Below are 26880 nucleotides of genomic sequence, written 5' to 3'. Positions count from 1 at the left end.
GAAAGCATGAAGAAGTTGACGGACCAAAAGCGCTATGAGCGGCTGCTCGCAGCCGTACAAAGTGGCGATATCGATCGCCGTTCGTTGCTGCGTATCATCGGTGCGACCGCCGCTGCGGTTGGCGTGACTGGCGGGCCAATGGGCCTGCTGACGCGCAAGGCGATGGCAGCGGGTGTCGAGTCCATCCGCTTCGATGGTTGGGGCGGGATCGTCTCAGAGGCATTCCACAACAATGCCTTCCCGCAGTTCACCGAGAAGACCGGGACCAAGGTGGTCGAGGGCGAGTTCGGTGATACCGACGAGTTCATCTCGCTGGTCAAGGCATCGCAGCCCGGTGAATACAACGTGTTCCTGGTGAGCGGCGTCTACGATTATTTCCGCTTCATCAAGATGGGTCTGGCTGACTTCGTGAACGAGGCCAATATTCCCAACCTCGACAAGCTGCTGCCTGCAACGCTTGCCGCTTTCCGCAATGAAAGCGAAGGCAAGCTCGCGGCCGTGCCCTTTGATTACGGCACGACGGGCATCGCCTATAACCGGAAGTACATCTCGGACGAAGAGGCTCAGGCTGGTCACAAGCTGCTCTGGGACGAGAAGTACAAGGGCAAGATCGGTCTCTATGACGGTTTCCAGACCCGTGCCTGGATGTCCAGCCTCTATACCGGCCAGGATCCGCAGGGGGCGACCGACACGGCGGCGATGTGGGAGGCGACCCGCAAGCAACGTGACCTGGTGCTGAAATACTGGGGTTCGGGGCAGGAATTCATCGACCTCATGTCGAAGGAGGAGATCATTCTGTCCGATGGTTGGTCGGGCCGTGTGGCCTTCCTGCAGCAGAATGGCCATGACATCGGCTTCATCGATACCGCACAGGCGGGCTTCGCCTGGATCGAGGGCCTGATGGTGCTGAAGGGCAGCCCGATGGAAGCGGCCGAGCAGTTGATCAATTTCTGCATCGAGCCCGCAGTTGCCATTGCCATCGCCGAAGGGCAGAACTATCCGCCTTCGCTCGACCCCACCAAGGTGGAACTGACCGAGAAAGTGAAGAAGTTGCCGGGCTTCGACCCCACCGGCAAATTCGATAACTATATCTGGGAAAAGGCGTCCTATTGGTTCGACAACCAGGATGCCTACAAGAAGGAATGGGACCGCATTTCAAAAGGTGCGTAACCATTCGTGACGCCCGGCTGCCCTGGGACGGTGGCAGCCGGGCGTCCAATCTTTTCGCTGGCGGATGGGTCTGATCGAGATGAGTTCTGTTGAACTGAAGGCCGTTGAGAAGCACTTTGCGGGCGGCGTTATCGCCGTGGATGCGATTGATCTCGATGTGCCGGATGGCGCTTTTGTAACGCTTCTTGGGCCCTCGGGCTGCGGCAAGACGACGACCTTGCGCATGGTGGCGGGACTTGAGCACCCGACCGGTGGTGAGATCCTGATCAAGGGAAAGCGCGTCAATGAAACGCCGATCCACCAGCGCAATCTCGGCATGGTGTTCCAGAACTATGCGCTGTTTCCGCACAAATCGATCTTCGACAATGTGGCGTTCGGTCTGAAATATCGCGGTGTCGAGAAGTCGGACATCGCCGTCCGCGTAAGGCGTGCGCTTGATATCGTGCGGCTACCGGGTGTCGAGGAGAGGTTTCCGACGCAATTGTCTGGTGGCCAGCAGCAGCGCATCGCACTCGCGCGGGCCTTGGTGATCGAACCGGATGTGCTGCTGCTTGACGAGCCCTTGTCCGCGCTCGATGCCAATCTGCGCGAGGAGATGCGCGGCGAGATCAAGGCCATCCAGCGCCGCATCGGTGTCACCGCGATCTTCGTCACTCATGACCAGGGTGAAGCCTTGGCCATGTCTGATCTGGTCGTGGTCATGAACAAGGGCAAGATTGAACAACGTGGTGCCCCTGCCGAGGTTTACGAGCATCCGCGTTCAGAATTCGTCGCCAACTTCCTTGGCAATGCGAATTTCCTGCCGGCAATTGTTGTCGCCGTGGCGGGGGGCGGGATCAGCGTCTCACTGGCAGACGGATCTCATCTTGCGGTCGCCGACGCTGCGCGCCCGGTTCAGGCCGGCGAGAAGGTGAATGTCGTCGTGCGCGCCGAGAAGATCCAACTCGATGGCAATGACGCATCCCATGCCTCGGTGCTGAAAGGCACGATCAGCGCGGTCGATTATCTAGGCTCGACCGCCCGCTATGACGTGACGCTGGCTGGTGGCGAAAAGGTCACCACGCTTGCCACCATCCGCGATGGCGCCAGGCGGGTGGGGGATCAGGTATCCCTGTCGATCGCCCCAGAGCATTGCCGCATCCTTTAGGTCTCATTTTTTTCGCCGTTCTCGTTTTGTTGCATAATGCGGGAAAATCCTGTATAGGATGCAGCGAAAGAGTGTAAGCGAAGAGAGGGACTGTGATGGGCTACGACATTGTTTCGCTGATTCCGGCTTTCTGCGCAGCGTTCCTGGGTGAAGGCGACTTCGAGGACGGCGGGATAGTCTTGCGCGACCAGATCAATGTTCCTGCGATGAACTATTCTGTCAGCTCCTTGGAAGAGGTCGACCGCTACCTCGAAGCTGTCCACGAGGTACAAGACCAAATTCCGAACCAGACCTATACAAATACCGTGCTGGCGACCGGCTGCTACGTCGGCGAAGTGATTCGGCGGAACGGCAAAAAAGAATATCGCTGGGTCAATTATGCGGATCATTTCCCTAAGAACCCCTCGCTTATGCCCCTTTTTCCGGAATACCTTGGCACGAGCGCGGTCCTGGTTGCTGCGGACGGGGAGGTGCTTGTCCCCTTCACCAAGGTCATCAAGTTCATTGAGAATGGGTCGGCGGACAGCTTGCACTATTTCGCCACCGGCTTTACGGCGAACAGTGATTGACCTAACCCGGCGATGTGATGCAATTCTGCCGCTGCGATGATCACGGAGTGGCGGTTCCATGTCCCAATTTGATTACGATCTATTTGTCATCGGCGGTGGGTCCGGCGGCGTGCGCGCGGCCAGGATTGCCGCCGGCCATGGTGCCAAGGTAGCGGTTGCCGAAGAGAGCCGGCTGGGCGGGACCTGTGTTATCCGCGGTTGCGTGCCGAAGAAGCTGCTCTCCTATGCTGCCCATTTCCATGAGGATTTCGAGGATTCGCGGAATTACGGCTGGACCGTCGGCGCGGCGAGTTTCGACTGGCCGACCTTGATCGCTAACAAGGACAAGGAGATCGACCGGCTCAACGGCATTTACAAGAAGCTGTTGTCGGGGTCGAAGGTCGACCTGCTGGAGACGCGCGGTGTGCTCGTCGATCCGCACACGGTCGAACTGGCCGGCAAGCGCGTCACCGCGAAGCACATTCTCATCGCTGTCGGCGGCTGGCCGGAGCGGCCGGACTTGCCGGGAATCGAGCATTCGATCACGTCCAACGAAGCGTTTCATCTGCAAACCTTGCCGGCCGAGATCGTCGTGGTGGGTGGCGGCTATATCGCGGTCGAGTTTGCCGGCATCTTCAATGGCCTTGGCGCCAAGGTGACACAGCTTTATCGCGGCGAGCAGATCCTGCGCGGTTTCGACGATGACGTTCGCAATTTCCTCGCCGTAGAGATGGCGAAGAAGGGCGTCGATATCCGCACCAAGAGCGATGTCGCGCGCATCGACAAGGCCGGTGACAGGCTTGCTCTGACATTGCTTGATGGACAGACGCTGAATTGCGATGCCGTGATGTATGCGACCGGCCGCCGCGCCAAGACCGGCGGCATGGGCCTGGTCGAGAGCGGAGTCAAGCTGAACGACAATGGCACGATCGCGGTCGACGAAACGTCACAGACCAGCGTTCCCAACATACACGCCGTTGGCGATTGCACCGGGCGGGTCAATCTGACGCCGGTCGCCATCCGCGAGGGCCATGCTTATGCCGATTCCATCTTCGGCGGTAAAACCTGGCATGTCGATCATCGCAATATAGCTTCAGCGGTGTTCAGCCATCCGCCCGTCGGTGTCGTCGGCCTGTCCGAGTCCGATGCACGCAAGGACGGCCGGGCGCTTGATATCTTCAAGGCGGATTTCAAGCCGCTGAAGCACACTGTTTCAGGTCGCGACGAGCGGACGTTGATGAAACTGGTGGTCGATCGGACGTCGCAAGTGGTGCTGGGCGCCCATATGGTCGGCATGGACGCGCCGGAGATCATCCAGGCCATCGCCATCGCGGTGAAGATGGGGGCCACGAAGGCGCAGTTTGATGCAGCGATGGCCGTCCATCCAACGGCTGCGGAGGAATTCGTGACAATGCGCACGCCGGTCTGACACATAGGTCTCACAAAGAGCGATGGAACTTCCCGATGCCTCATGGCATTGGAATGTTCACCGTCGCCTGACGACATTGGAGATATTGATGCGCCTGCAATTCTGCCTCGCCCTGGCCGTCCTCCTATCCTTGACCGCTATCCAGGCAATGCCGGCCGAAGCGCGGGACACACGTTATGAGCTGAAAATCGCCGATGTTGCGGCCGACCCGCGCTATGCCGAGGCGGTACCAGCCGGGGTGAAATTCTACTTCGCCGGCCAGTCGGCACCCGCTGGCCAAGATCTGGGCGAGTTCGTCACCAACCGGAAAACCAACTCCTTCGGCAAACAGGATGAAGAGGCCTGTACCTGGGCTATGCTCTCGGCCCTGAAGGAGCTTGGCGAGCGGGCCCTGGCGGAAGGTGGCAATGCCGTCGTCGGCATCGTCAGCTACTACAAGAAGAAGCCATTTTCGAGCGCCACCCACTATGAGTGTCATGCTGGCGCCATCGTGGCGGGCGTCGCTTTGAAGGGTCAGGTGGTAAAGGTTGCGCCTTGATCACGAACCCGTGAAGCAGTCAATGTCGCGTTTACCCCGATAGAATCTCTCATACCTAAGCCTTAGCATCGCCCTCCACAGGAGAGGGGACAAGCATGCTGCGCTGGTGGATCGTTGCCGCATTGAGCTGCCTTGCTGCGGCACCCGCCGTAGCGGAGGTGGATACGCTGAACTGCAACAGTGCGCGGGCCGTCTACATCTCCTATGAGGTATACGCACTCGATGAGCCAGCGCCAATTTACGTTCCCGGAATTGGTCGGAAGGCAAGCGGCGCCGCTTGTCTCCTCGGTGGCGAGACGCTGAAGATTCACGTTGCTCGCATTGAGGTGCGCGTCGCCATGATCGGTGTAACGCCGAGCCGGTCCGAACTGGTCATCTCGCATGACGCCTCCAGTGCCGTCTTTATCGGGCAGACCAGTTTTGAGACGAGCTGGATCTCGAATCAGGGTTTTGAAACGGGTGAAGGGACCGATTCACGCCTCGTGCGCAATTTGTCGCCAGAGACACTTGGGAGCACGACCCTTCGCATTCCTCTCCGCGAACGGCATCGCTATGATCCGGTGCGGGATGGCAACTGGCAATATGTGCCGCTGCGGGTAGATTATCTGGGTGAATTGGTTGTTCGCCTCGGCGATCCAGACATCGGGCGAGTGGAAGGCGGCCAAGGTCTTTGAGACGCCAGCATCAGTGCTCCGGATTGCAGTTTCTATATATAATACAATGGCTTGTGATGGATTGCGCCATAGTTTGCATGAAGGTCGCATAAATCATATATACAATGCCCCTGTTATCCATAGCGGGACAGTCCCGCGGGCGCTTAAGTCGAGGCATATGATGAGCACGAAATGGTCGCCGGAGAGCTGGCGCGACAAGCCGATCTCCCAGGTTCCGCAATATCCCGATGCCGCCAAGCTGGCCTCGGTCGAGGATCGCCTGCGCACCTATCCGCCGCTCGTCTTTGCCGGCGAGGCGCGGCGCCTCACCGAAGCGCTGGGTGCGGTGGCGGAAGGCAAAGCCTTCCTGCTGCAGGGCGGCGATTGCGCCGAGAGCTTTGCCGAATTTTCGGCCAACAACATCCGCGACACCTTCCGTGTGCTGCTGCAGATGGCGGTGGTGCTGACCTATGGCGCCGCGATGCCGATCGTGAAGATCGGTCGCATGGCCGGCCAGTTCGCCAAGCCGCGCTCGGCACCCACCGAAATGATCGACGGTGTTGAGCTGCCGAGCTATCGCGGTGACAACATCAACGGCATCGAATTCACGGCGGCGGCGCGTATCCCGGATCCGGAACGCTTGCTGCAGGCCTATAACCAGTCGGCGGCGACGCTCAATCTGCTGCGCGCTTTCGCACAGGGCGGTTTTGCCGATCTCCATAAGGTGCATCGCTGGAACCTCGATTTCGTGGCCGACAGCCCCTTGGGCCATCGCTACAAGGAACTGGCCGATCGCCTGTCCGAGACGCTCGATTTCATGGCCGCCTGCGGCCTCACCTCCGAGACCGTTCCGCAGATCCGCGAGACCGAATTCTTCACCAGCCATGAGGCCTTGCTGCTCAACTTCGAGCAGACCTTGACCCGTACCGACAGCTTGACCGGCAAGTGGTATGGCTGTTCGGCCCATATGCTGTGGATCGGCGACCGCACGCGTCAGCCGGACGGGGCTCATGTCGAGTTCATGCGCGGCATCCAGAATCCGATCGGCCTCAAATGCGGTCCGTCGATGGATCCCGATGAATTGCTGCGGTTGATCGATATCCTCAACCCGCAGAACATCCCGGGCCGCCTGACGCTCATCGCGCGTATGGCTCATGACAAGGTCGAAGCCAAGCTGCCGCCGCTGGTGCGCGCCGTGAAGCGCCATGGCGGCAAGGTGGTCTGGTCCTGCGATCCGATGCATGGCAACACGATCAAATCCTCGACCGGCTACAAGACGCGTCCGTTCGACCGGATCCTCGGCGAAGTGCGCGGCTTCTTCGACGTGCACCGGGCCGAAGGCACCCATGCCGGCGGCGTTCATTTCGAGATGACCGGCCAGGATGTGACCGAATGCACCGGTGGCGCCAAGGCGGTGACCGAGGAAGCCCTCGCTGACCGTTACCATACCCATTGCGATCCGCGTCTCAACGCCACCCAGGCGTTGGAACTCGCCTTCTTGATAGCCGAGCAATTGAAAGCGGAGCGCGCCGGTGGACAACGCATCGCCGAAGCCTCGTAACGCCAACGGGAAGGATGCCGGGCCGGTGAGCGGCCCGGCTTCCGACCAGGTTGCCGACTGGTCCGACCAGTATTTCCTGAAGACCAAGGCGACGGTCGCCAAGTTTGGCGACGTCAAGGTCACCTATGCGATCTTCATGCGCCGTCCCGTGATTTCGGCGCCGCGCCTGGCGCTCGCTTGGCTGCAGCAGATGGCCATCGAGCGGGGCACCGAGTTCGAAATCGACGTCCAGTACGAAGAGGGCAGGTGGGTCGGCGCTGGTGAGCCGATCATGTATGTCACCGGCTCCTTCGTGCATCTTGCCGATCTCGAGACATTGCTGCTGATGAAACTGGGTCCAGCTTGTGTGGCGGCGTTCAATGCCTTCACCATGTGCGCCGATCTTCCGAATATCGCCTTCCTCGCCATGGATGCGCGGCACTGCGCCGGGCTGGAAATGGCAGAGATGATGGCCTATGCCGCGTCGGTGGGTTCGGCCCGCGCTGGCCGCAAGGTCAAGGCGACCGGCTTCATCGGCAATGCGACCCAAGCAACCGCCCACTATTTCGGCCGCGAGAAGGCGCTAGGCACCATGCCTCACGCCCTCATCGGCTACGCTGGGTCGACATTGCGTGCGGCGGAGATGTTCCACGAAACGTTTCCCGACGAGCCGATGACCGTGCTGGTCGATTATTTTGGCCGTGAAGTGACGGATGCGCTCACGGTTGCCAGGCGTTTCGCCGCGATGGCCTCGCTGGGGCAATTGTCGGTTCGCATCGATACGCCGGGCAGCCGATTTATCGAAGGCCTCGATCCGCCGGCATCCTATGCCGTGATGGATCGCCATGTGCCGAAGGTCATCCGCGGCTATCGCAGCGAGAGCGAACTCCGTCATCTGGTCGGTGCCGGTGTTTCGGCGGCCGCCATCTGGCATCTGCGAGACGCCCTCAACCGCGAGGGCTTCCAAAAGGTGAAGATCGTGGCGTCCTCTGGTTTTGATCCGGCCAAGTGCAAGGTGATGGCTGAAGCGCAGGCGCCGATCGATGTGGTGGGGACGGGGTCGTTCCTGCCGCAGCGCTGGACCGAGACCTACGCCACCGCCGATATCATCGAATACAACGGCGTCAAGCGCGTGAAGGTCGGCCGCGAGTTCCTGTTCCGGAAATAGGCCTTACTTCGGCGCCTGGTTGAACGGTACTTCAGACCAGACATAGCCGTTCTCATTGCTGTTCTGCTTCACGCCGAATTCCAGGATCCAGGTCTTGCCGGTCTTGGTATCGAGCAGCATGTTGACCTTGGTACGGCCCTTGGTGAGGTCGCGCGACCCTTGGTCGAGCACCATCAGGATATAGCGGTTGCCGGCCGGTTCGATTACCGGCGTGGGTGTCAGGATCTCGGCACTTTGCGCCAGGGCTGGCGTCGCCGCCGCCAGGGCCAGCGCCATTGCGGCCAGTGTCATCAAAGACTTCTGCATCATACTCTCCTCTCAGCCGCCACCCGGTTGCAGCCTAGCATAAGCAAAACCGGGCCCAAAACCCGCCGCATGCCGGCCTTGTGTGCTGGGCAATTGACATCATCCGGACGGCAGTTAAGTTCCCATCATGACTGATAAAATCAAAATTGCCCTAGCACAGATCAACCCCAAGCTCGGCGATGTTGCCGGCAATGTGACCCGTATCCGCCAGGCGCGCGCCGAGGCGGCCGCCAATGGGGCCGACCTGGTGCTGGCGCCGGAACTGGTTGTCTCGGGCTATCCGCCCGAGGATCTGGTGCTGAAACCGGCGTTCCAGGACGCCTGCCGGCAGGGTGTCGAAACGCTGGCCAAGGAAACGGCGGAGGGTGGACCGGCGATCATCGTCGGCTCTCCCTGGATGGAAGAGGGCAAGCTCTATAACGGCGCCTTCCTGCTGGGCGACGGCCAGATTCTTGCCAAGCGGTTCAAATACGATCTGCCGAATTACGGCGTGTTCGACGAAAAGCGCGTCTTCGTGCCCGGTCCCTTGCCCGAGCCGGTCGATTTCAACGGCGTGCGCCTCGGCCTGATGATCTGCGAGGATCTGTGGTTTCCGGCCACCGCCGGGCATCTCAAGCAACACGGCGCGGATCTGCTGCTGGTACCCAATGGCAGCCCCTATGATCATGACAAGCCGGAACAGCGGCTCGATATCGCCGGGTCGCGCCAGGACGAGACGGATTTGCCGATCGTCTATGTGAACCAGGTGGGTGGCCAGGACGAACTGGTCTTCGACGGCGATTCCTTCGTGTTGGATCGCGGCCGGCAGATGCGCGCCCGCTTGCCGTCCTTCGAGGAGAAGGTGGTCGTGACGGAATGGCAGCGCGGCAATGCTGGCTGGCTGTGCCTGCCGGCCAACATCGCGCCGACCCTCGATTCCATGGAATCGATCTACCGGGCGATGGTCCTGGGCCTCAAGGACTATGTCGAGAAGAACCGCTTTCCTGGCATCCTGCTGGGCCTCTCGGGTGGTATCGATTCCGCCTTGTCGGTGGCCGTCGCGGTCGATGCATTGGGTGCTGACCGGGTGCGCGCCGTCATGATGCCGTCGCCCTACACCAGTCAGGACAGCCTGGACGATGCCGCCGCTTGCGCGAAACTGCTTGGCATTCGCTATGACATCGTTTCGATCGAACCGGCGATGCAAGCCTTCGACACGATGCTGCGCGACATTTTCGCCGGGACGCAGAAGGACACGACCGAGGAAAACATTCAGAGCCGCGCCCGCGGCATGACCTTGATGGCCATGTCCAACAAGCTCGGCCATATGCTGCTGACCACCGGCAACAAGTCTGAAATGTCGGTGGGTTATGCGACACTTTACGGCGATATGTGTGGTGGTTATTCAGTCCTGAAGGACATTTACAAGGTGACGGTTTTTGCGCTCTCCCGCTGGCGCAACCAGCACCGCCCGGATGGCGCCCTGGGACCGCTGGGACCGGTCATGCCCGACCGGGTCATCACGAAACCCCCCTCGGCGGAGCTGAAGCCGGACCAGACCGATCAGGACACATTGCCGCCCTATGACGTGCTGGACGGCATTCTGACCTGTCTGGTGGAGCAGGAGATGGCCGTGGACCAGATCGTCGCCAAAGGCTATGACAGGGCCACGGTCCTGCGGGTCTGGCGGATGCTGGATCTGGCCGAATACAAGCGCCGCCAGGCTCCCCCGGGGGTCAAGATCTCGCGGCGCGCCTTTGGTAAGGACCGGCGTTATCCGATCACCAACGGCTTCCGGCCCCAATAGGCCAGCGCCCCATTTAGGGGGGAAGTTTGGGGGATAGGCAAAACTGATGGAAATCGAGTGTTCTGATGTCGGTTCGCGTTCGCTTCGCACCCAGCCCCACGGGCCGGCTGCATGTCGGCAATATCTATATTGCCCTGCATAATTGGCTGTTTGCGCACCAGCGCAACGGCAGCTTCCTCCTGCGCCTTGACGATACCGATGTTGAGCGTTCGACGCCTGAATTCGCCGCCGGGATCGAGGCGGACCTCACCTGGCTGGGCCTGACCTGGGACAGCTTCGCCCGCCAGGTCGACCGGATTCCCGCCTATGACGCGGCGGCGGCGCGCCTCAAGGCCAGCGGACGGCTCTACCCCTGCTACGAAAGTGCTGAGGAACTCGCGCTGAAGCGCAAAATCCACCGGGTCTATGACCGTGGTGCGCTTAAGCTTACCGAGGAGGATCGCGCCAAGCTGGAAGCCGAGGGCAAACGCCCCTACTGGCGCTTCAAGCTCGATCATCGCCAGGTCCAGTGGGTAGATCTCGTGCGGGGTCCTGAACATATCGATACCGCCAGCCAGTCGGACCCGGTGCTGATCCGAGCCGACGGCAGCTATCTCTACACATTTACCTCGGTCGTGGACGATATCGATCTTGCCATGACGCATATCATCCGCGGCGCTGACCACGTGACGAACACCGGCACCCAGATCCAGATATTCGAAGCTCTTGGCGACACCGCGCCGAGCTTTGCACATCTGCCGCTGCTCGTGGATGCTGCCGGCGAGGGGCTCTCGAAGCGTTTAGGGGCATTGTCCATTGCAGATCTGCGCGCGCAGGGTCTGGAGCCGATGGCGCTCAACACCTATCTTGCCCATATCGGCACCGGCGTACCGCTGGTCGTGGTGCCGCATCTTGAAGACCTGGTGACGTCCCACGATCTTGGCAAGTTCGGCAAGTCGAGCCCGCGCTTCGATCCGGCCGAACTGCTGCATCTGAATGCGAAGCTGCTGCACCACCTGCCATTTGCGGAGGCCAAGGCGCATCTCGCCGGCGTCGGCTTGACCGATGTCGATGCAGCCTTGTGGGACGTAGCGCGTGCCAACGTAGAAAAGATCGAGGAGATTGGGGAATGGCAACGCATCTGCAGGGGCAGTATCACGCCGCACATCGCCGATCCCACTTTTGCGGCAACAGCTGTCGATGTTCTGCCGCCTGAGCCCTGGGACGAGGGCAGCTGGAAGACATGGACCGAAGCAGTGAAGGCAGCCACTGGGCGCAAAGGCAAGGATCTGTTCATGCCGCTGCGCCAGGCGCTGACGGGATTGGAGCATGGCCCGGAAATGCGCCTGTTGCTCCCGCTGATCGGTCGCGAAAAAACCCTGCGCCGCCTGCGTGGCGAGAATGCCTGAGCGCGCGCAGTTGAGGAAGAAAATGACATGACGATTCATCTCTACAATACGCTTAAGCGCGAGAAGCAGGTCTTCACGCCGATCGATCCCGACAATGTCCGCATGTATGTCTGCGGCCCGACGGTCTCGGATTACGCCCATATCGGCAATGCGCGCCCGGTGGTCTGCTTCGACGTGCTCTTTCGGCTGCTGCGTCATGTGTATGGTGCGGACCATGTGACCTATGTCCGCAACATCACGGACATCGACGACAAGATCATGGCCGCCGCCGAGAAAAACGGCGAGAGCATCGAGAGCGTCACGACGCGCACGACTGGCTGGTACCACCAGGACATGGCTGCAGTGGGTGCCATGCCGCCTAGCCGCGAGCCGCGGGCGACCGAATTCGTGCCGCAGATGGTGACGTTGATCGAACAGCTCATTTCCAAGGGCCATGCCTATGCGGCCGAAGGGCATGTGCTGTTCAACGTGCCGTCGATGTCGGATTACGGCGGACTGTCGGGCCGCAGCCTTGACGACATGATCGCCGGTGCTCGGGTTGAAGTGGCGCCCTACAAGAAGCACCCGGCTGACTTCGTGCTGTGGAAGCCGTCCGAGGCCAACCAACCTGGGTGGGACAGCCCCTGGGGGCGCGGCCGGCCGGGCTGGCATATCGAATGCTCGGCCATGGCGGGCGAGTTGCTGGGCGAAGTGTTTGATATTCATGCCGGCGGTATCGACCTCATCTTTCCACATCATGAGAACGAGATTGCGCAAAGCCGCTGCGCCCACGGCTCGGAAGTCATGGCCAAGTTCTGGCTGCACAACGGCTTCGTTCAGGTGAACGGGCAAAAGATGTCGAAATCGCTCGGCAACTTCTTCACGGTCCACCAATTGCTGGATGAAGGCTTTCGCGGTGAAGCGATCCGCCTTGCCCTGCTGTCGGCTCATTACCGGCAGCCGATCGACATCACCCGCGACGGCATCCAGGAAGCCAAGATCCAGCTGGATCGTTTCTATGGCGCCCTGGCCAAGGTCAGCGATATCGAAGTGGAGCCGCAGCCGACCGATCAGGTCCTGGCGGCGATTGCCGATGATCTCAACACGCCCTGGGCGGTGAGCCAGGTCCATGAACTGGTGACGGAGCTCAACAAGGCCACGACGCCCGCCAAGAAGGCCGCCGCCAAGGCCGCCATTCTGGGGGCGGCCGGCTTGCTGGGCATCCTCAACCAGGACCCGATGGCCTGGTTACAGCAGAATGACAGCGGGGCGGGGCGCAGCGCAGCTGAGATCGAAGAACAGATCGCAGCCCGGATTGCCGCCCGGAAGGCCAAGGACTTCGCCGAGGCCGACCGGATCCGAGACGCCCTGGCTGCCGAAGGCATTCTGCTGGAGGACGGTCCTACCGGCACAACCTGGAAGCGCAGCTAGTCACCCAAACTGGGGTAGCGGCAGACCAAATTATTAAGATTTGCCGCTACCCTGACCACCATCTTGTCCGGTCGAGGATTTGGGCGGATGATGTCCTGGGGACGACGTATTGCCGGGCGTAAACACGGTAGAGCAGGCGAGGCTGATATGACGTATCAGCGCCTGGTGTCGGAAGAGTTCTTGAAAATCTGTTCGGTCCGGACGGCGGCCATCTACCGCTACTGGGGCAGCAAGAAGCGCGGCCGAAAGCTGCCCCGCCGCGCTGACATCGATCCCGCTGAAATGAAGCCCTGGCTTCCGGGCCTGGTTCTGGTCGACATTGGCAATCGGCCACGCAGCATTACCTACCGCGTGGTTGGGACCGCCGTGTGCGAGCATCGAGGCTTCGATCCGACGGGCAGACCGGTGCAGGAAGGCCTCTATGGCAATGCCCGGGATGAGGTGCTCGAGAATTACCGGATCGCCATCGACGAGAAGTCGATTGTCTTCGACTATGACGTGACGCCGTCTCGTTCCGGCTATGGCCGCGAAGTAGGAACGCTGTTCCTGCCTCTCTCCAGCGACGATCAAACGGTCGATAAAATCCTCATCTACCAGGATATCGAGCAGATGTTTGCGTTGCCGTAATTCTAGCGACGCTCGGTCAGCGCCAGTCGGATGGCGAGGCCGATGAACACCAGGGCCGAGAGGCGATTTAGCCAGCGACCGATGCCTGCTGACCCCCCCAGCAATCCAGCCGCCATCGCTGTCGACAGAGTGACAATGCAGTTCACTGTCGTGCCGCTGATGTTGAATAGGGTACCCAGAAACAGGATCTGCAGCCAGACCGGGCCGGCGGCGGGATCGACAAATTGCGGCAGGAAGGCCAGGATGAACAGGGCCACCTTGGGGTTGAGGACATTGGTCAAGACACCTTCCCAGAACAGGCGCCACAGGGAATCCGGGGGCAAGGCCTTCGCCGCACCCGTGCTACTGCCGCTCGACATCAGTGCCTTCCAGGCGAGATAGAGAAGATAGGCCGCACCGACTGCCTTCACCGTGACGAAGGCCGCTTCCGAATGGGCAAGGATGGCAGAGACGCCGAAGGCTGCGAGGCAGGTGTGGATCACGCTGCCGCCCGCGATGCCGAAACTGGCGGCAATGCCGGCGGCGCGTCCCTGTGTCGCGGTCCGGGCGATGACATAGGTCATGTCAGCACCGGGTGTCAGGTTGAGTGCCAGCGCGGCGATGAAGAAGGGCCACAGGGTGGCGAGATCCGGCATTTCGCCCTCATTCCAATGGGTTGGCAATTTTATGTCGGCGGCGCTGCTTGACCGCCAAAGTCGCATGTGCTGAATAGCCGGTCAACGGACGACAAACGGCTGGAAAAGCCTCATAAAATCATGGCCCCACAAGTATGACTGACGACAAGCGGGTATATCTATTCGACAGCACGCTGCGCGATGGCGCGCAGACGCAGGGCGTCGATTTCAGCGTCAATGACAAGCTGGCGATCGCGCTGGCTTTGGACCGGATCGGCGTCGACTATGTCGAGGGCGGCTGGCCCGGCGCCAACCCGACCGACGACGCATTCTTTGGCGCGCCGCCCAGTTTCAAGCGGGCGAAGTTCGTGGCTTTCGGCATGACGCGTCGGCCTGGTCGCTCTGCGTCCAATGATCCGGGCCTGACGGCCTTGCTCAATGCCAAGACGGCGGCCGTCTGTATGGTCGGCAAGAGCTGGGATTTTCATGTCGATGTGGCGCTCGGCATCAGCCGGACCGAAAACATCGACATGATCGTCGAGAGTATCGAGCACGCCAAGGGTCGCTGTGGCGAGGTCATGTTCGATGCCGAGCATTTTTTCGACGGCTACAAGGCCAATCCGCAATATGCCCTCGACTGCGCGATCTCGGCCTACAAGGCCGGCGCGCGTTGGGTGGTGCTGTGCGACACCAATGGCGGGACGCTGCCGCATGAAATCGAACGCATTGTGGGCGAGGTGACCGCCAAAGTGCCGGGAATCAATCTCGGCATCCACTGTCATAACGATACCGAGAACGCGGTCGCCAACTCATTGGCGGCCATCCGCGCCGGCGTGCGACAGGTGCAGGGCACATTGAATGGCTTGGGCGAGCGCTGCGGTAATGCGAACCTGATCTCGTTGATCCCGTCCTTGATGCTCAAGTCTGATTTCAAGGTCGGCTTGACCGATCAGGACCTCAAGCAGCTGACACATGTTTCGCGCCTGCTGGACGAGCGGCTCAACCGCGCGCCCAATCGCAGTGCCGCCTATGTCGGCGAAAGCGCCTTTGCGCACAAAGGCGGGTTGCATGTCTCGGCGGTAGAGAAGGACCCGAGGACCTACGAACATATCGAGCCACAACTGGTCGGTAACCGGCGCCATATCGTGGTGTCGGACCAGTCCGGCCGCGCCAATATCCTGGCGCGTTTCCGCGAGATCGGCCTCGACGTCGACGCCGATGACGGCAAGGTGGGCGCACTGGTCGAGACGGTGAAGCTGCGTGAGTATGACGGCTATGCTTATGACGGCGCCGAGGCCTCGTTCGAGCTGCTGGCGCGCCGTGCCCTGGGATCGGTGCCGACCTTCTTCAAGCTCGCGCGCTTTCGCGTCATGGATGAGCGGCGCTGGAACGTGCGCGGAGAGCTGGAAACGGAATCCGAAGCGACCGTAACGCTCGATATCGATGGCGATCAACTGATGACCGTGGCGACCGGCAACGGCCCGGTGAATGCCCTCGACACCGCCCTGCGCAAGGCGTTGCTGCCGCACTATCCGGGTCTTGCCGACATGCGTCTGGTGGATTTCAAGGTCCGTATCCTGACCCCGCAGGCTGGCACCGAGGCCATCACCCGCGTCATGATCGAAAGCGCCGATGACGCTGGCGAACGCTGGACGACGGTCGGTGTGTCTCCCAACATCATTGATGCGTCCTTCGAGGCACTCAATGACGCGATCACCTGGAAGCTGCTGAAATCCGGTGCCCGTTGAGCACGCCAGCAATCATCCTCATCACGCCGCAGATGGGCGAGAATATCGGAACAGCCGCGCGCGCCATGCTGAATTGCGGGTTGACCGACCTTCGTCTTGTCGGACCACGTGATGGCTGGCCGAATGTGAAGGCGGAGCGCGCAGCGGTCGGCGCGTTCGAGAAGATGGAGCCGGTCAAGCTGTTCGAGCGCACAGAAGATGCGCTGGCGGACCTTACATATGTCTACGCCACCTCGGCCCGCGACCGGGATATGGTGAAGCCGGTCGTCACCGCGCGCTTTGCCGCGACCGAAGCGCGCGAGAAGATTGCCGCGGGTGGCAAGGTCGGCTTCATGTTCGGGGCCGAGCGCATGGGTCTCCTCAATGACGATGTGTCTCTGTCGGATGCACAATTGACGGTGCCGCTCAACCCCGACTTTACCAGCCTCAATTTGGCGCAGGCTGTGTTGCTGGTGGGCTATGAATGGTTCCAGGCGGGCGACGCGACGCCGCCGCAGCAGTTGGCGACCAATGGTGCGGAGCCGGCGACCAAGGATCAGATCTACGCCTTCTTTGCCCATTTCGAGCGGGAGCTGGATGCCTGCGGCTTCCTGCGCAACGAAGCGGCTCGCCCGACCATGGTGCGAAATCTCCGAAACATGTGGGGCCGGGCGGGTTTGACCGAGCAGGAAGTGCGCACGCTTCATGGCGTCGTCAAGGAGTTGACAACCCTGCGCGTGCCGCGAAAATAGCCGGCTTGTTTCTCAGCGATGCGCCAGGCGGCGCCGGCGAGGCGACTTGGCGAGGATTTCCTTTACCGCCCATCTGCGCAAGGTTGCACCGCCCGGTGCCACTGTGGTTGCGGCTGATACCCTCGGCGATGCCCTCGACCAGGTTTTCGCACAAGCGCCAAAACTCAGAAGCTATGTCGTTGATGAGCAGAACCGGCTGCGCCGACATGTCGTGATCTTTCTGAACGGGTCACGCCTGTCGCCAGCAAACTGGTCTGCGCAGGTACTGGCTGCGGATGACGATATCTATGTGATGCAGGCACTTTCTGGCGGTTGAGGGAGGGGGGCGTTCATGGCACGAAAACTGGCGATCGGGTCGCGCAAGGGATTGATCCTCTACGTCGCCGACGTCGATGGTTGGCGTTATGATGGCGTTCGTTTTCGCGGTACGCCCGTCAGCATGGTGATGCAGGACCGCCGCGATGGCAGTCTCTATGCGGCACTCGATTACGGTCATTTTGGCCCGAAGCTGCAGCGCTCCGACGACAGTGGCGCTACCTGGCAAGAGGTGACCCCGCCGGCCTTCCCAAAATCCGACGCGAAAGATGCGCCGGCGGTCTTGAACATCTGGGCACTCGAGGCTGCCGGCAGTGACATGCCGGGGACCATCTGGGCGGGCACGGTGCCGGCCGGCATTTTTCGCTCTGACGACAAGGGCATGAGCTGGGAAATGAACGAGCCGTTCATGGCCCTGCCGCAGCGGTCGGAATGGGGTGGGGCCGGCAATGATACGCCAGCGCTGAGTTCCATGGCCATTCATCCCAATGACAGCCGCAACATGGCGGTCTCGATCTCCGCAGGCGGCGTGTGGCAGACGGCCGATGGCGGCAAGTCCTGGCGCAATACGTCAAAGGGGCTGTGGGCTGCCTACATGCCGCCGGACCAGGCCGAAAATCCAAACGTGCAGGACGTCCATCAGATGCGACGGTCGCTGTCTCAACCGGACCGCCTCTACATCCAGCACCACAACGCGGTCTTTACCTCGGCCAATGGTGGCGAGACTTGGCAGGAGATCTCGAAGGCGTTCGGCTTTGCGGTGGCGGTTCATCCAAAGGACCCGCTGACGGCCTGGTTCGTGCCGGGCGAGAAGGACGAGTACCGACTGCCGAAGGATGAGGTCTTCTGCGTGACCAAGACCACGGATGGCGGCAAGAGCTTCCGGCAGATCACAAAGGGCCTGCCGGTTGAACCTGCCTTCGACCTGGTCCTGCGCCATGCCATGGACGTGGATCGCAGTGGAGATTGGCTGGCTTTCGGATCGACAACCGGCAACCTGTGGACAAGTTTTGACGGCGGAGAAGGATGGCAATTGCTGTCCGGGCACCTGCCACCGGTCTATTGCGTCCGCATGCTTGAGTAATTGTTCATATATTGCAGCATGTTAGCGGCGCCAGTTGCCGCGTCCACAATGCTTGACTGGGTTGATTTAGCGGTTATATTCCGCCCGCTCCCGCGCCGGACTGCCCATGAGGCATGCCCAGCCGCCGGTTTTTACCGGGTCGGACAGCCGGGACATGAACAACGTCGTGAAAAAACGAGAAGGTAACCTATGTCGAAGCGTATTGAAGCCAAGCACAAAATTGACCGCCGTTTGGGCGTCAACCTCTGGGGCCGCCCCAAGAGCCCGATCAACGACCGTGAATATGGTCCGGGCCAGCACGGCCAGCGCCGCAAGAAGCCGACCGATTACGGCATCCAGTTGATGGCGAAGCAGCGCCTGAAGGGCTATTACGGCTCGATCGGCGAGCGCCAGTTCCGCAAGCTCTATCAAGAGGCTGTCCGTCGCCGTGGCGACACCTCCGAAAATTTGATCGGCCTCCTCGAGCGTCGTCTCGAGACCGTCGTCTACCGCGCGAAGTTCGTGCCGACCGTGTTCGCCGCCCGCCAGTTCGTCAACCATGGCCATGTCCTGGTGAACGGCAAGCGCGTCAACATCGGTTCCTACAAGCTCTCCGATGGCGATGTCGTCGAGGTGCGTGACCGTGCCAAACAGCTGACCCTGGTGGTTGGCGCCGCGCAGTCGTCCGAACGCGACACGCCGGACTATCTCGAAGTTGACCACAAGAAGATGACCGCGAAGTTCGTGCGCGTCCCGGCGCTGGGCGATGTGCCGTACCCGGTCAGCATGGAGCCGCATCTGGTGGTCGAATACTACTCGCGCTAATCCGCGCAAACGATCCCGAACGTCAAAGGGCCGGTCCAGTGGACCGGCCCTTTTCGTTTTCAATTGCCACCCATTCAGTTGCCACGGAGCCGGTCGAGGCCACTGGCGAGATCTTCTATGAGATCCTGCGGATCCTCGAGACCGGCATGAAGGCGAACGGTCGGTCCGGCTGCCTCCCATTTCGTGGCCGTCCGCGCGGTGGTGAGTGCCGAGGGCACGATCAGGCTTTCATAGCCGCCCCAGGAAAAGCCAAGCCCGAACAGCTCCATTCCATCAATCATGGCATTCACCCGTTCCTCTGCCGCCGGTTTCAGCACGACGCCGAAGAGGCCGGTTGAGCCCAGGAAATCACGCTTCCACAGCTGATGACCGGGATGATCCGGCAGGGCCGGATGCAGCACACGCTCCACTTCCGGTCGGCCCTGCAGCCATTTTGCCAGGATGAGGGCGCCTTCCTGATGCTGAGCGAGACGCGCCGACAAGGTGCGGATGCCGCGGAGTGCCAAATAGCAATCGTCACCACCGACAGCAAAGCCCATGCCGTGAACTTGGGTCTTCACCTGCTTGAAGAACTCTTCGCGCATGGTGATGATTCCCATCATCACGTCAGAATGGCCAACCAGATATTTCGTCGCGGCGTGGACCACCAGATCGACGCCGTGGCGATAGGGTTTGAAATAGAGCGGGCTCGCCCAGGTATTGTCCATGATGACGACGCAGCCCTTTGCATGGGCGGCTGCGGATATCGCCGGCACGTCCTGGATCTCGAACGTGTGGGAGCCGGGACTCTCCAGATATACGACTTTAGTATTGGGTCGGATGAGGTCGGCGATGCCGGCGCCGATGAGCGGGTCGTAATAGGTCGTCTCGACACCGAATTTCTTCAGTTGGCTGTCGCAGAAGAAGCGGGTCGGTTCATAGACGCTGTCGACCATCAGCACGTGATCGCCGACGCCGACAAAACTAAGCAGCGCCCCGGCGATGGCGCCCATGCCGGACGGGACGGCAACCGCCCGGTCGGCTTCCTCCAGCGCCGCCACGGTCTCCTCAAGGGCGAAGGTGGTCGGGGTGCCATAACGCCCATAATAGACGTTATTGAACTTGTCACGGCCGCGGGCGCGCATGTCGGCGACGTTGTCGAACAGGACCGTGGAAGCATGGTAGACGGGCGGATTAACGATACCCTTGTTGGCTTTCGGGTTGTTGCCGGTATGTGTAATAAGCGTACGATCGCGCCGTTTCATGGGCCGTTCCGATGTGCTGAAGTTAACGTTCATTGCATTTAGCACCCTCAGGGCTCAGTTCCTAGCCCGGCGTCCACGAGTGCCGGCGGCTAAATCATCTACCCGTCGCCGCCATGCTTGCCTTCCCAGATGGTCAGGAAGCTTGTGAGGGAAAATTCCTTGTGTTACAGAAAATTCAAGCTGCTTTCGTCTCTGGGAACTGCACCCGCAAATGGGGCATTGGCGAGATCAGTGATGAATGAAGAAGAACTCCAGGGAAGGACAATAAAATGAAGCATCTTAAGTATGTCGTTGCCGGCGTGGCGCTGTTGGCTGGGATGGCCACGGCCGCCCAGGCAGGGACACTTGACGACGTGAAGGCGCGTGGCAAATTGCTCTGCGGCGTGACGACGGGCCTCGCTGGTTTCGGCGCGCCCAACGACAAGGGCGAATGGGCCGGCCTCGACATCGACCTGTGCAAAGGCATTGCCGCCGCCGTCTTTGGCGATGCGACCAAGGTTGAGTACAAGCCACTGTCGGCCGAACAACGCTTTACCGCACTGACCTCGGGTGAAGTGGACGTCCTGGCGCGCAATTCGACCTGGACCCTGAAGCGAGACACGGAACTCAAAATGGATTTCGTCACCGTCAACTATTATGACGGCCAGGGCTTCATGGTTCACAAGGACACCGGCGTGAAGAGCGCGCTTGAGCTCAAGGGTGCCACGGTCTGTGTGCAGGAAGGCACTACGACGGAAAAGAACATGGGCGACTTTGACAAGGCCAACGGCCTCGGCTTCGAGCCGGTCAAGTTCAAGGAAAACGACCAGGCCCGTGCGGCCTATGACGAAGGTCGTTGCGACGCCTACACCACCGACGCTTCCGGTCTTGCCGGCGAGCGTACCGCGTTGAAGGACCCGGCAAACAACATCATCCTGCCGGAAATCATCTCCAAGGAGCCGCTTGGCCCGGTCGTCCGTCATGGTGACAACCAATGGGGCGATGTCGTCCGCTGGACGCACTATGCAACGCTGGTCGCCGAAGAAAAGGGCATCACACAAGCCAATCTCGGCGAAGTGATCGCTGCGAACGGTGCCGACAATGCCAGCGCCGATCCGGAAACCCAGCGCATGCTGGGCATCACCGGCAATCTTGGTGAAGGCATGGGCCTGACCATTACCTGGGCCCAGGACGTCATCAAGGCCGTGGGCAATTACGGCGAGATCTTCGACCGCAATATCGGCCCGAAGACGAACATCGGCCTTGAGCGTGGTCTCAACGCCCTTTGGAACAAAGGCGGCCTGCAATACGCACCGCCGTTCAACTGAGCCATTGATCTTCGATCACCCGCGTCCGGCATAATCGCCGGGCGCGGGTCTTTATCTTAACGCGACCCGATCGGGGAGGCGTGGGTATGGCTTTGGCCAAAGGGGCGTCTGAATCAGGCGCAGCCGCCAATCTGGTGGCACCTCAAGCAGTTGCCTTCTGGCGTGACGAACGAAAGCGCGGCATCCTCGCCCAGGTCGTCGTCATCGCTTTGCTGGCTGGTTTCTTCTGGTTTCTGCTGCGCAATTTTCTCATCAAGCAGGAACTGAGCGGCGCGCCGCCCTTAAGTCTCTACTTCCTTCAGGATGTAGCCGGCTTTCAGCTGAGTTTCTCGCTGATCCCACTGACTCTCGATTCTCCGATTGGCCGACTGATCCTCGCCGGCGCCCTCAACACGCTCATTGCGGCGTTCTTCGCTGGGATCATCGCCACGTTCCTGGGCCTGATCGTGGGCATTGCCCGTCTCTCCAAGAACTGGCTGATCTCGCATATTGCCGCGACCTATATCGAGATCATTCGCAACATCCCGCTGCTGCTGCAACTGGTGTTCTGGTATGGCGGCGTGCTGACGGCACTGCCCAAGCCCAAGGACAGTATCAGTCTGTTCGAGATGTTCTTCCTGAACATCAAGGGACTGTTTCTGCCGATGCCCATCTTCCAGGAAGGAGTGGGCTGGTTCTTCATGTCCATCGCCGTCTGCATCGTGCTGGCGATCGCTATTGCGCGCTGGGCGCGCAAGCGGCAGATGGCGACGGGACAGCAATTTCCGACAGTGATCGTCAATACAGCGGTGATCATCCTGCTCCCATCCTTCGTGTTTATCCTGCTGCACGATCCGATTGGCTGGGAATTCCCGATCAAGGGCGCCTTCAACTTCAAAGGCGGCCTCACGGTTCAACCGGAAATGACGGCGCTTATCATCGGCATCGGTATCAGCACGGCGGCCTACGTTGCCGAAATCGTGCGGGCCGGCATCAACTCCGTGAGCCACGGCCAGTCGGAAGCAGCCCATGCGCTCGGGTTGAAATCAAGCTGGACCTTGCGGCTCGTCGTATTGCCCCAGGCCTTGCGGGTCATCATTCCGCCGATGATCAGCCAATACCTCAATGTCGTGAAGAACTCGACCCTGGCCGGGTTCATCGGGTACGCGGACCTCTTTGCCGTCATCGGGACCTCGCAGAACCAGACGGGCCGCGCGGTCGAATGCGTCATCATCCTGATGGTATTCTACCTCACCATCAGTCTCATCATTTCGACCATCATGAACGTCTACAACAAGCGCGCCGCGCTCGTGGAACGGTGAGGGCGACATGACTGACATGACCGATAATCCCGTCGTCCCCGGCACCCGCCCGGACCTTCCGCCGCCGGTCACCGAGTCCGGTGTCATCGGCTGGCTGAGGCACAACCTGTTCTCAAGTTGGTGGGATACGCTGCTGACGCTGTTTGCCATCTACCTCGTCTACCTTATCCTGCCACCGTTCATCTCCTGGGCATTCATTAATGCCGACTGGCAGTTCCTGCCGGCCGTCGAACTTGGCGAAAAGGCACCGGAGTTTTCGGACTGTACATCGGGGGGGGCCTGCTGGATCTTCGTGCGTGCGCGCTTCGGTCAGTTCTTCTATGGCTTCTATCCGGATGCGGAGCGTTGGCGTGTAAATCTGGTGCTCATCATGCTGGTTGGCTCGATCTATGGCCTGCTGTCCGAGCGCATCAAGCACAAGAAACCCATTGCCTGGTTCTTCTTCGCGATCTTCCCGTTCATTGCGTTTTTCCTGCTTTATGGCGGTCTCGGGCTGCCGGTCGTACCGACCCAGCAATGGGGTGGCTTCATGCTGACCCTGACGCTGGCCGGTATCGGCATCGTATTCTCCCTGCCGATCGGCATCCTGCTGGCGCTTGGCCGGCGATCACAATTGCCGATCGTTCATTTGCTCTGCGTGCTGTTCATCGAGTTTGCCCGTGGCGTTCCGTTGATCACGATCCTCTTCATGGCAAACGTCATGCTGCCGCTGTTCCTGCCGCAGGGTGTCGACTTCAATATCCTGCTGCGCGTCCTCATTGGTGTGACGCTCTTTGCTTCAGCCTATATGGCCGAAGTGATCCGCGGCGGTCTCCAGGCATTGCCTAAAGGGCAATATGAGGGCGCCATGGCGATGGGGCTCGGCTATTGGTCGATGATGCGCCTCATCATCATGCCGCAGGCGCTGCGTGTTGCCATTCCGGGTATCGTGAACAACTTCATCAGCCTGACGCAAGACACGACCCTGGTGGCCATCGTTGGCCTCTATGACTTCCTCAATATCGTCCGCGCCGGTTCCAGGGATTCCAACTGGATCGGTACCGAGATCGAAGGCTATGTCTTCTGCGCCTTCGTCTATTGGGTCTTCTGTTTTGCGATGTCGCGCTACAGCATGCGCATCGAACGCAAACTTCACACCGGCCACAAGCGCTGAGGGGCTAGACATGAGCACACAAGCACAAGCCAATCCGCCACAGGGTAATCCGTCCGGCACCGAAATGGCGATCAGCGACGAGGTCATGATCGGCCTCACCGGTGTCAACAAATGGTATGGCCAGTTCCATGTCCTCAAGGACATCGACCTCACCGTCTTGAAGGGCGAGCGGATCGTCATCTGCGGCCCGTCGGGCTCCGGCAAGTCGACACTGATCCGCTGCATCAACCGCCTGGAGGAACATCAGCGCGGCCGCATCGTCGTGGACGGCATCGAACTCACCCATGACCTCAAGAACATCGAAAAGGTGCGCCGCGAGGTCGGCATGGTGTTCCAGCATTTCAACCTGTTTCCGCACCTGACCGTGCTCGAGAACCTGACCCTGGCGCCGATCTGGGTGAAAAAGGTACCGAAGAAGGAAGCGGAGGAGGTGGCGATGCACTACCTCAAGCGCGTGAAGATTCCGGAACAGGCCAACAAGTTTCCGGGGCAGCTCTCGGGCGGCCAGCAGCAGCGCGTGGCGATTGCGCGTTCGCTCTGCATGAGCCCCAAGGTCATGCTGTTCGACGAGCCCACCTCGGCACTTGATCCCGAGATGATCAAGGAAGTGCTCGACGTGATGATCGAGTTGGCGCGCTCCGGCATGACGATGATCTGCGTCACCCACGAGATGGGCTTTGCCCGCACGGTGGCGAACCGGGTCATCTTCATGGACAAGGGCGAGATCATCGAGCAGAACGAGCCCGAAGAGTTCTTCAACAACCCGAAATCAGACCGGACCAAGCTTTTCCTCAGCCAGATCCTGCATCACTGAGGCAAAGACTGATCAGGCTTTCAGCAGGGCTGCGATCGCGGCAACAGGATCGGCGGCCGACCAGATGGCAGCATCCGGGGCGAGGAAGTCAGCACCCGCTGCGATAAACTGCGCGGCAGTTACTGGTGTGAGCGGCCCGGCAACGACGCTCGGCACCGTCATGATTTCGGTCCACCAGGATATTAGGTCCACCGCGTCATCGTGACGATCGGCGGCGACGCTGAACATCACATAGTCGGCGCCGGCCTCGCCGACCTCCATTGCGGTATGACGTTCGAGCGGGCAGGCCACGCCGACGATACTGTCGCTACCGACATTGCGCCGGACTTTCGTATATTCCCCGGCATTTTGGAGATGCACACCGTCGGCGCGCAACTTCAGGGCCAATTCCGGATCATCGAGGAGGACAGCCACGCCGCTCTCCTGAGCCACGGTCAGCACAGCCTTGGCGACTGTCATGACACGTGCCGGATCATGCCCGGCGATGCGCAAACATGCGACATCGGCGGCTGCAATGACGGAATTCAACTGTTCGGCAAATGCCGTGACACTTACGCCGCCCGAGACGAGCTCGGGCGGCGTCGTGAGGTAGAGCCGGCAGGTCGGGGTTTCGGCAGAGATCGCCTTATTCCTTGCCCTGATAGATCTTGATGATAGTGTCGAGCATCTTCAGCGCTTCTTCGCGCGGGCGCTGGAAGGTGTTGCGGCCGATGATCGAGCCGTTGCCACCGCCATCGCGGATGCCGCGGACTTCGTCATAGAGGCCGTCGAGGCCCTTTGAGGCACCGCCCGAGAACACCACGATGCGCTTGCCATTGAAACAGGCTTGCGTGACGTGACGAATGCGCGCCGCCATGGTGGCGATGTCGATCTTTTCCTTCTCGTAGACCTTCTTCGCCTCGCCCTGCTGAAGGAAGGCCGTCGGAGGCTTCACCTTGATGATGTGGGCGCCGAGGAGGGCGGCCATGTGGGCGGCGTATGCGCAGATGTCCATGGCGGTCTCGCCATCCTTGCTGATGCCGTCGCCGCGCGGATAGGACCAGACCACGACGGCAAGGCCAGCGGCCTTGGCTTCTTCCGACATTTCGCGGATTTCTTCCATCATCTCGAACGCGAAGTCCGAGCCCGGATAGATGGTGAAACCGATGGCCGAGCAGCCGAGGCGCAGCGCGTCATTGACCGAGCCGGTGATCGCCTGGTCCTTCAGTGTCGCAAGGCTGTTCGAGCTGTTGACCTTGAGAATGGTCGGAATCTGGCCGGCAAAGGTATCCGCGCCGGCTTCGATCATGCCGAGTGGGGCGGCATAGGCCGAGAGGCCGGCCTCGATTGCGAGTTCAAAATGATAGTGGGGATCATAGGCCGCCGGGTTCGGCGCAAAGCTGCGCGCCGGGCCATGTTCGAACCCCTGGTCCACAGGGAGGATGACCAGGCGACCGGAACCACCCAGACGGCCCGTCATCAGGATGCGTGCGAGGTTGCCTTTGGTACCAGGATTGTCGGATTCGTAGTTGGAGAGGATTTTACGAACTTTTTGGGTCGTTTTCATGCACTTAGCTCCCGAAAGCCGGTCTGGCAAGGATGCTGCCAAGGAATAGTTGGATCGGGGCTGGTTCATAGCCAGATTCTGCCGCCAGTTCAATCCGTGCGGACTGTGGCAACGCTTAAGTCACGGATAGATCGGATTTTGGATAATCCTGCCGCCACAACTCAGGGCCACGTCGGCGACCTTTGCCGTGACTCCGGGCGAGGCCGCGAGGGCTACGTCCTTCAGCCCATTGCGAAATGCTTCGACGGCCAGGTCGCCGCGATTGCCGCAATCCAGCACCAATCTAGGCTGGCGGTCGGGAAAAGCACTGTTCAACGCCCGCTGCAGCATCACGAACCACATTACTCCCTGAATCTCGGCAGCGTTTTCAGGGGACCAAAGCTCCAGTTCCTCAGCTTCGCATGCCTGCAACGCCGCGGCCGCCTCCGCGAGGGTGGCAACACGCTTGATCATGGTTGAACAAGCGGTGGCATGTTGGGGACCCAGACTTTCGGGTCAGGTGCGTGGAA

Annotated in this window: 27 protein-coding genes; 21 read left to right on the top strand and 6 right to left on the bottom strand. The window is 60.5% G+C overall.

Annotated elements, in window-relative coordinates; genetic code table 11:
* Window positions 1-15: 15 nt before the first annotated feature.
* From IPK59_04710 to IPK59_04675, 8 genes are all read left to right on the top strand, one after another.
* Window positions 16-1170 carry an extracellular solute-binding protein gene (locus IPK59_04710; protein MBK8158099.1) on the top strand — a complete coding sequence of 385 codons (1155 nt, stop codon included), beginning with the start codon at window positions 16-18 and terminating at the stop codon, window positions 1168-1170.
* A gap of 79 nt (window positions 1171-1249) precedes the next feature.
* Window positions 1250-2317: an ABC transporter ATP-binding protein gene (locus IPK59_04705; protein ID MBK8158098.1), complete on the top strand. Its 1068-nt coding sequence runs from the start codon at window positions 1250-1252 to the stop codon at window positions 2315-2317.
* A 95-nt stretch (window positions 2318-2412) separates the two neighbouring features.
* Window positions 2413-2886: a hypothetical protein gene (locus tag IPK59_04700; protein ID MBK8158097.1), complete on the top strand. Its 474-nt coding sequence runs from the start codon at window positions 2413-2415 to the stop codon at window positions 2884-2886.
* 58 nt (window positions 2887-2944) lie between these two features.
* A complete protein-coding gene (gor, locus tag IPK59_04695; protein MBK8158096.1) occupies window positions 2945-4294 on the top strand; it encodes a glutathione-disulfide reductase in 1350 nt (449 codons plus the stop codon).
* Between the two features lie 88 nt (window positions 4295-4382).
* Window positions 4383-4832, top strand: coding sequence for an excinuclease ATPase subunit (locus tag IPK59_04690; GenBank protein MBK8158095.1), 450 nt, complete (start codon window positions 4383-4385; stop codon window positions 4830-4832).
* A gap of 95 nt (window positions 4833-4927) precedes the next feature.
* Window positions 4928-5506, top strand: a complete 579-nt coding sequence (locus IPK59_04685) for a hypothetical protein (GenBank protein ID MBK8158094.1) — start codon at window positions 4928-4930, stop codon at window positions 5504-5506.
* A gap of 160 nt (window positions 5507-5666) precedes the next feature.
* On the top strand, window positions 5667-7046 hold the full coding sequence (locus tag IPK59_04680; GenBank protein MBK8158093.1) for a 3-deoxy-7-phosphoheptulonate synthase class II: 1380 nt from the start codon (window positions 5667-5669) through the stop codon (window positions 7044-7046).
* Between the two features lie 25 nt (window positions 7047-7071).
* Entirely contained in the window at window positions 7072-8193 is a 1122-nt protein-coding gene (locus tag IPK59_04675; protein ID MBK8158092.1) for a nicotinate phosphoribosyltransferase, read from the top strand.
* A 3-nt stretch (window positions 8194-8196) separates the two neighbouring features.
* Here the strand turns inward: IPK59_04675 and IPK59_04670 are convergent, their stop codons facing one another.
* A complete protein-coding gene (locus IPK59_04670; GenBank protein MBK8158091.1) occupies window positions 8197-8499 on the bottom strand; it encodes a hypothetical protein in 303 nt (100 codons plus the stop codon).
* A 127-nt stretch (window positions 8500-8626) separates the two neighbouring features.
* Here IPK59_04670 and IPK59_04665 point away from each other — a divergent pair, with 127 nt between their 5' ends.
* The 4 genes from IPK59_04665 (at window position 8627) to IPK59_04650 (ending at window position 13710) form a co-directional block, all read left to right on the top strand.
* Window positions 8627-10285, top strand: coding sequence for an NAD+ synthase (locus IPK59_04665; GenBank protein ID MBK8158090.1), 1659 nt, complete (start codon window positions 8627-8629; stop codon window positions 10283-10285).
* Window positions 10286-10350: 65 nt separating this feature from the next.
* Window positions 10351-11673, top strand: a complete 1323-nt coding sequence (locus IPK59_04660; protein MBK8158089.1) for a glutamate--tRNA ligase — start codon at window positions 10351-10353, stop codon at window positions 11671-11673.
* 27 nt (window positions 11674-11700) lie between these two features.
* The gene (locus IPK59_04655) at window positions 11701-13083 is read left to right on the top strand and encodes a cysteine--tRNA ligase (protein MBK8158088.1); all 1383 of its coding nucleotides are present in this window, start codon (window positions 11701-11703) and stop codon (window positions 13081-13083) included.
* Between the two features lie 147 nt (window positions 13084-13230).
* Window positions 13231-13710, top strand: a complete 480-nt coding sequence (locus tag IPK59_04650) for a PAS domain-containing protein (protein ID MBK8158087.1) — start codon at window positions 13231-13233, stop codon at window positions 13708-13710.
* Window positions 13711-13712: 2 nt separating this feature from the next.
* Here IPK59_04650 and IPK59_04645 read toward each other — a convergent pair whose 3' ends face one another.
* Window positions 13713-14345, bottom strand: a complete 633-nt coding sequence (locus tag IPK59_04645; GenBank protein MBK8158086.1) for a LysE family translocator — start codon at window positions 14343-14345, stop codon at window positions 13713-13715.
* A gap of 134 nt (window positions 14346-14479) precedes the next feature.
* Between IPK59_04645 and IPK59_04640 the strand changes: the two genes are divergently transcribed.
* The 5 genes from IPK59_04640 to rpsD all read left to right on the top strand — a co-directional run bounded on the left by IPK59_04640 (window position 14480) and on the right by rpsD (window position 19006).
* Window positions 14480-16072, top strand: coding sequence for a citramalate synthase (locus IPK59_04640; protein ID MBK8158085.1), 1593 nt, complete (start codon window positions 14480-14482; stop codon window positions 16070-16072).
* Window positions 16069-16803: an RNA methyltransferase gene (locus IPK59_04635; protein MBK8158084.1), complete on the top strand. Its 735-nt coding sequence runs from the start codon at window positions 16069-16071 to the stop codon at window positions 16801-16803. The genes IPK59_04640 and IPK59_04635 overlap by 4 nt, the downstream gene beginning before the upstream one ends.
* Window positions 16804-16849: 46 nt before the next feature.
* On the top strand, window positions 16850-17119 hold the full coding sequence (locus tag IPK59_04630) for a MoaD/ThiS family protein (GenBank protein MBK8158083.1): 270 nt from the start codon (window positions 16850-16852) through the stop codon (window positions 17117-17119).
* Window positions 17120-17134: 15 nt separating this feature from the next.
* The gene (locus tag IPK59_04625; GenBank protein MBK8158082.1) at window positions 17135-18202 is read left to right on the top strand and encodes an exo-alpha-sialidase; all 1068 of its coding nucleotides are present in this window, start codon (window positions 17135-17137) and stop codon (window positions 18200-18202) included.
* A 189-nt stretch (window positions 18203-18391) separates the two neighbouring features.
* Window positions 18392-19006 carry a 30S ribosomal protein S4 gene (rpsD, locus tag IPK59_04620; GenBank protein MBK8158081.1) on the top strand — a complete coding sequence of 205 codons (615 nt, stop codon included), beginning with the start codon at window positions 18392-18394 and terminating at the stop codon, window positions 19004-19006.
* 74 nt (window positions 19007-19080) lie between these two features.
* On the opposite strand, the gene metC is transcribed toward rpsD, so the two are convergent.
* Window positions 19081-20250 (bottom strand): cystathionine beta-lyase, encoded by a 1170-nt coding sequence (gene metC, locus IPK59_04615; protein MBK8158080.1) that lies wholly within the window; start codon window positions 20248-20250, stop codon window positions 19081-19083.
* A gap of 269 nt (window positions 20251-20519) precedes the next feature.
* On the opposite strand from metC, the gene IPK59_04610 reads away from it, so the two are divergent.
* From IPK59_04610 to IPK59_04595, 4 genes are all read left to right on the top strand, one after another.
* Window positions 20520-21557, top strand: a complete 1038-nt coding sequence (locus IPK59_04610; protein ID MBK8158079.1) for an amino acid ABC transporter substrate-binding protein — start codon at window positions 20520-20522, stop codon at window positions 21555-21557.
* A gap of 86 nt (window positions 21558-21643) precedes the next feature.
* Window positions 21644-22858 carry an ABC transporter permease subunit gene (locus IPK59_04605; GenBank protein ID MBK8158078.1) on the top strand — a complete coding sequence of 405 codons (1215 nt, stop codon included), beginning with the start codon at window positions 21644-21646 and terminating at the stop codon, window positions 22856-22858.
* Window positions 22859-22874: 16 nt separating this feature from the next.
* Entirely contained in the window at window positions 22875-24011 is a 1137-nt protein-coding gene (locus IPK59_04600) for an amino acid ABC transporter permease (GenBank protein ID MBK8158077.1), read from the top strand.
* 85 nt (window positions 24012-24096) lie between these two features.
* Entirely contained in the window at window positions 24097-24825 is a 729-nt protein-coding gene (locus IPK59_04595; protein ID MBK8158076.1) for an amino acid ABC transporter ATP-binding protein, read from the top strand.
* A 12-nt stretch (window positions 24826-24837) separates the two neighbouring features.
* On the opposite strand, the gene IPK59_04590 is transcribed toward IPK59_04595, so the two are convergent.
* The 3 genes from IPK59_04590 to IPK59_04580 form a co-directional block, all read right to left on the bottom strand.
* Window positions 24838-25467, bottom strand: a complete 630-nt coding sequence (locus IPK59_04590) for a thiamine phosphate synthase (GenBank protein ID MBK8158075.1) — start codon at window positions 25465-25467, stop codon at window positions 24838-24840.
* Complete coding sequence (locus IPK59_04585) at window positions 25451-26371, bottom strand: class I fructose-bisphosphate aldolase (GenBank protein MBK8158074.1); 921 nt, start codon at window positions 26369-26371, stop codon at window positions 25451-25453. Before IPK59_04585 ends, IPK59_04590 begins: the two co-directional genes overlap by 17 nt.
* A 120-nt stretch (window positions 26372-26491) precedes the next feature.
* On the bottom strand, window positions 26492-26824 hold the full coding sequence (locus IPK59_04580; protein MBK8158073.1) for a hypothetical protein: 333 nt from the start codon (window positions 26822-26824) through the stop codon (window positions 26492-26494).
* Between the last annotated feature and the right edge of the window lie 56 nt (window positions 26825-26880).

It is taken from the genome of Rhodospirillaceae bacterium (genome assembly GCA_016712715.1).
GTDB lineage: Bacteria > Pseudomonadota > Alphaproteobacteria > Dongiales > Dongiaceae > Dongia.
This window is presented reverse-complemented; position numbering and strand designations above follow the sequence as displayed.

Coding starts and splice junctions, on each gene's coding strand:
- IPK59_04705 (MBK8158098.1), top strand. CDS start 1,250: ATGAGTTCTGTTGAACTGAAGGCCGTTGAGAAGCACTTTGCGGGCGGC.
- IPK59_04700 (MBK8158097.1), top strand. CDS start 2,413: ATGGGCTACGACATTGTTTCGCTGATTCCGGCTTTCTGCGCAGCGTTC.
- gor (MBK8158096.1), top strand. CDS start 2,945: ATGTCCCAATTTGATTACGATCTATTTGTCATCGGCGGTGGGTCCGGC.
- IPK59_04690 (MBK8158095.1), top strand. CDS start 4,383: ATGCGCCTGCAATTCTGCCTCGCCCTGGCCGTCCTCCTATCCTTGACC.
- IPK59_04685 (MBK8158094.1), top strand. CDS start 4,928: ATGCTGCGCTGGTGGATCGTTGCCGCATTGAGCTGCCTTGCTGCGGCA.
- IPK59_04680 (MBK8158093.1), top strand. CDS start 5,667: ATGAGCACGAAATGGTCGCCGGAGAGCTGGCGCGACAAGCCGATCTCC.
- IPK59_04670 (MBK8158091.1), bottom strand. CDS start 8,499: ATGCAGAAGTCTTTGATGACACTGGCCGCAATGGCGCTGGCCCTGGCG.
- IPK59_04665 (MBK8158090.1), top strand. CDS start 8,627: ATGACTGATAAAATCAAAATTGCCCTAGCACAGATCAACCCCAAGCTC.
- IPK59_04660 (MBK8158089.1), top strand. CDS start 10,351: ATGTCGGTTCGCGTTCGCTTCGCACCCAGCCCCACGGGCCGGCTGCAT.
- IPK59_04655 (MBK8158088.1), top strand. CDS start 11,701: ATGACGATTCATCTCTACAATACGCTTAAGCGCGAGAAGCAGGTCTTC.
- IPK59_04650 (MBK8158087.1), top strand. CDS start 13,231: ATGACGTATCAGCGCCTGGTGTCGGAAGAGTTCTTGAAAATCTGTTCG.
- IPK59_04645 (MBK8158086.1), bottom strand. CDS start 14,345: ATGCCGGATCTCGCCACCCTGTGGCCCTTCTTCATCGCCGCGCTGGCA.
- IPK59_04640 (MBK8158085.1), top strand. CDS start 14,480: ATGACTGACGACAAGCGGGTATATCTATTCGACAGCACGCTGCGCGAT.
- IPK59_04625 (MBK8158082.1), top strand. CDS start 17,135: ATGGCACGAAAACTGGCGATCGGGTCGCGCAAGGGATTGATCCTCTAC.
- rpsD (MBK8158081.1), top strand. CDS start 18,392: ATGTCGAAGCGTATTGAAGCCAAGCACAAAATTGACCGCCGTTTGGGC.
- metC (MBK8158080.1), bottom strand. CDS start 20,250: ATGAAACGGCGCGATCGTACGCTTATTACACATACCGGCAACAACCCG.
- IPK59_04610 (MBK8158079.1), top strand. CDS start 20,520: ATGAAGCATCTTAAGTATGTCGTTGCCGGCGTGGCGCTGTTGGCTGGG.
- IPK59_04605 (MBK8158078.1), top strand. CDS start 21,644: ATGGCTTTGGCCAAAGGGGCGTCTGAATCAGGCGCAGCCGCCAATCTG.
- IPK59_04600 (MBK8158077.1), top strand. CDS start 22,875: ATGACCGATAATCCCGTCGTCCCCGGCACCCGCCCGGACCTTCCGCCG.
- IPK59_04595 (MBK8158076.1), top strand. CDS start 24,097: ATGATCGGCCTCACCGGTGTCAACAAATGGTATGGCCAGTTCCATGTC.
- IPK59_04585 (MBK8158074.1), bottom strand. CDS start 26,371: ATGAAAACGACCCAAAAAGTTCGTAAAATCCTCTCCAACTACGAATCC.
- IPK59_04580 (MBK8158073.1), bottom strand. CDS start 26,824: ATGATCAAGCGTGTTGCCACCCTCGCGGAGGCGGCCGCGGCGTTGCAG.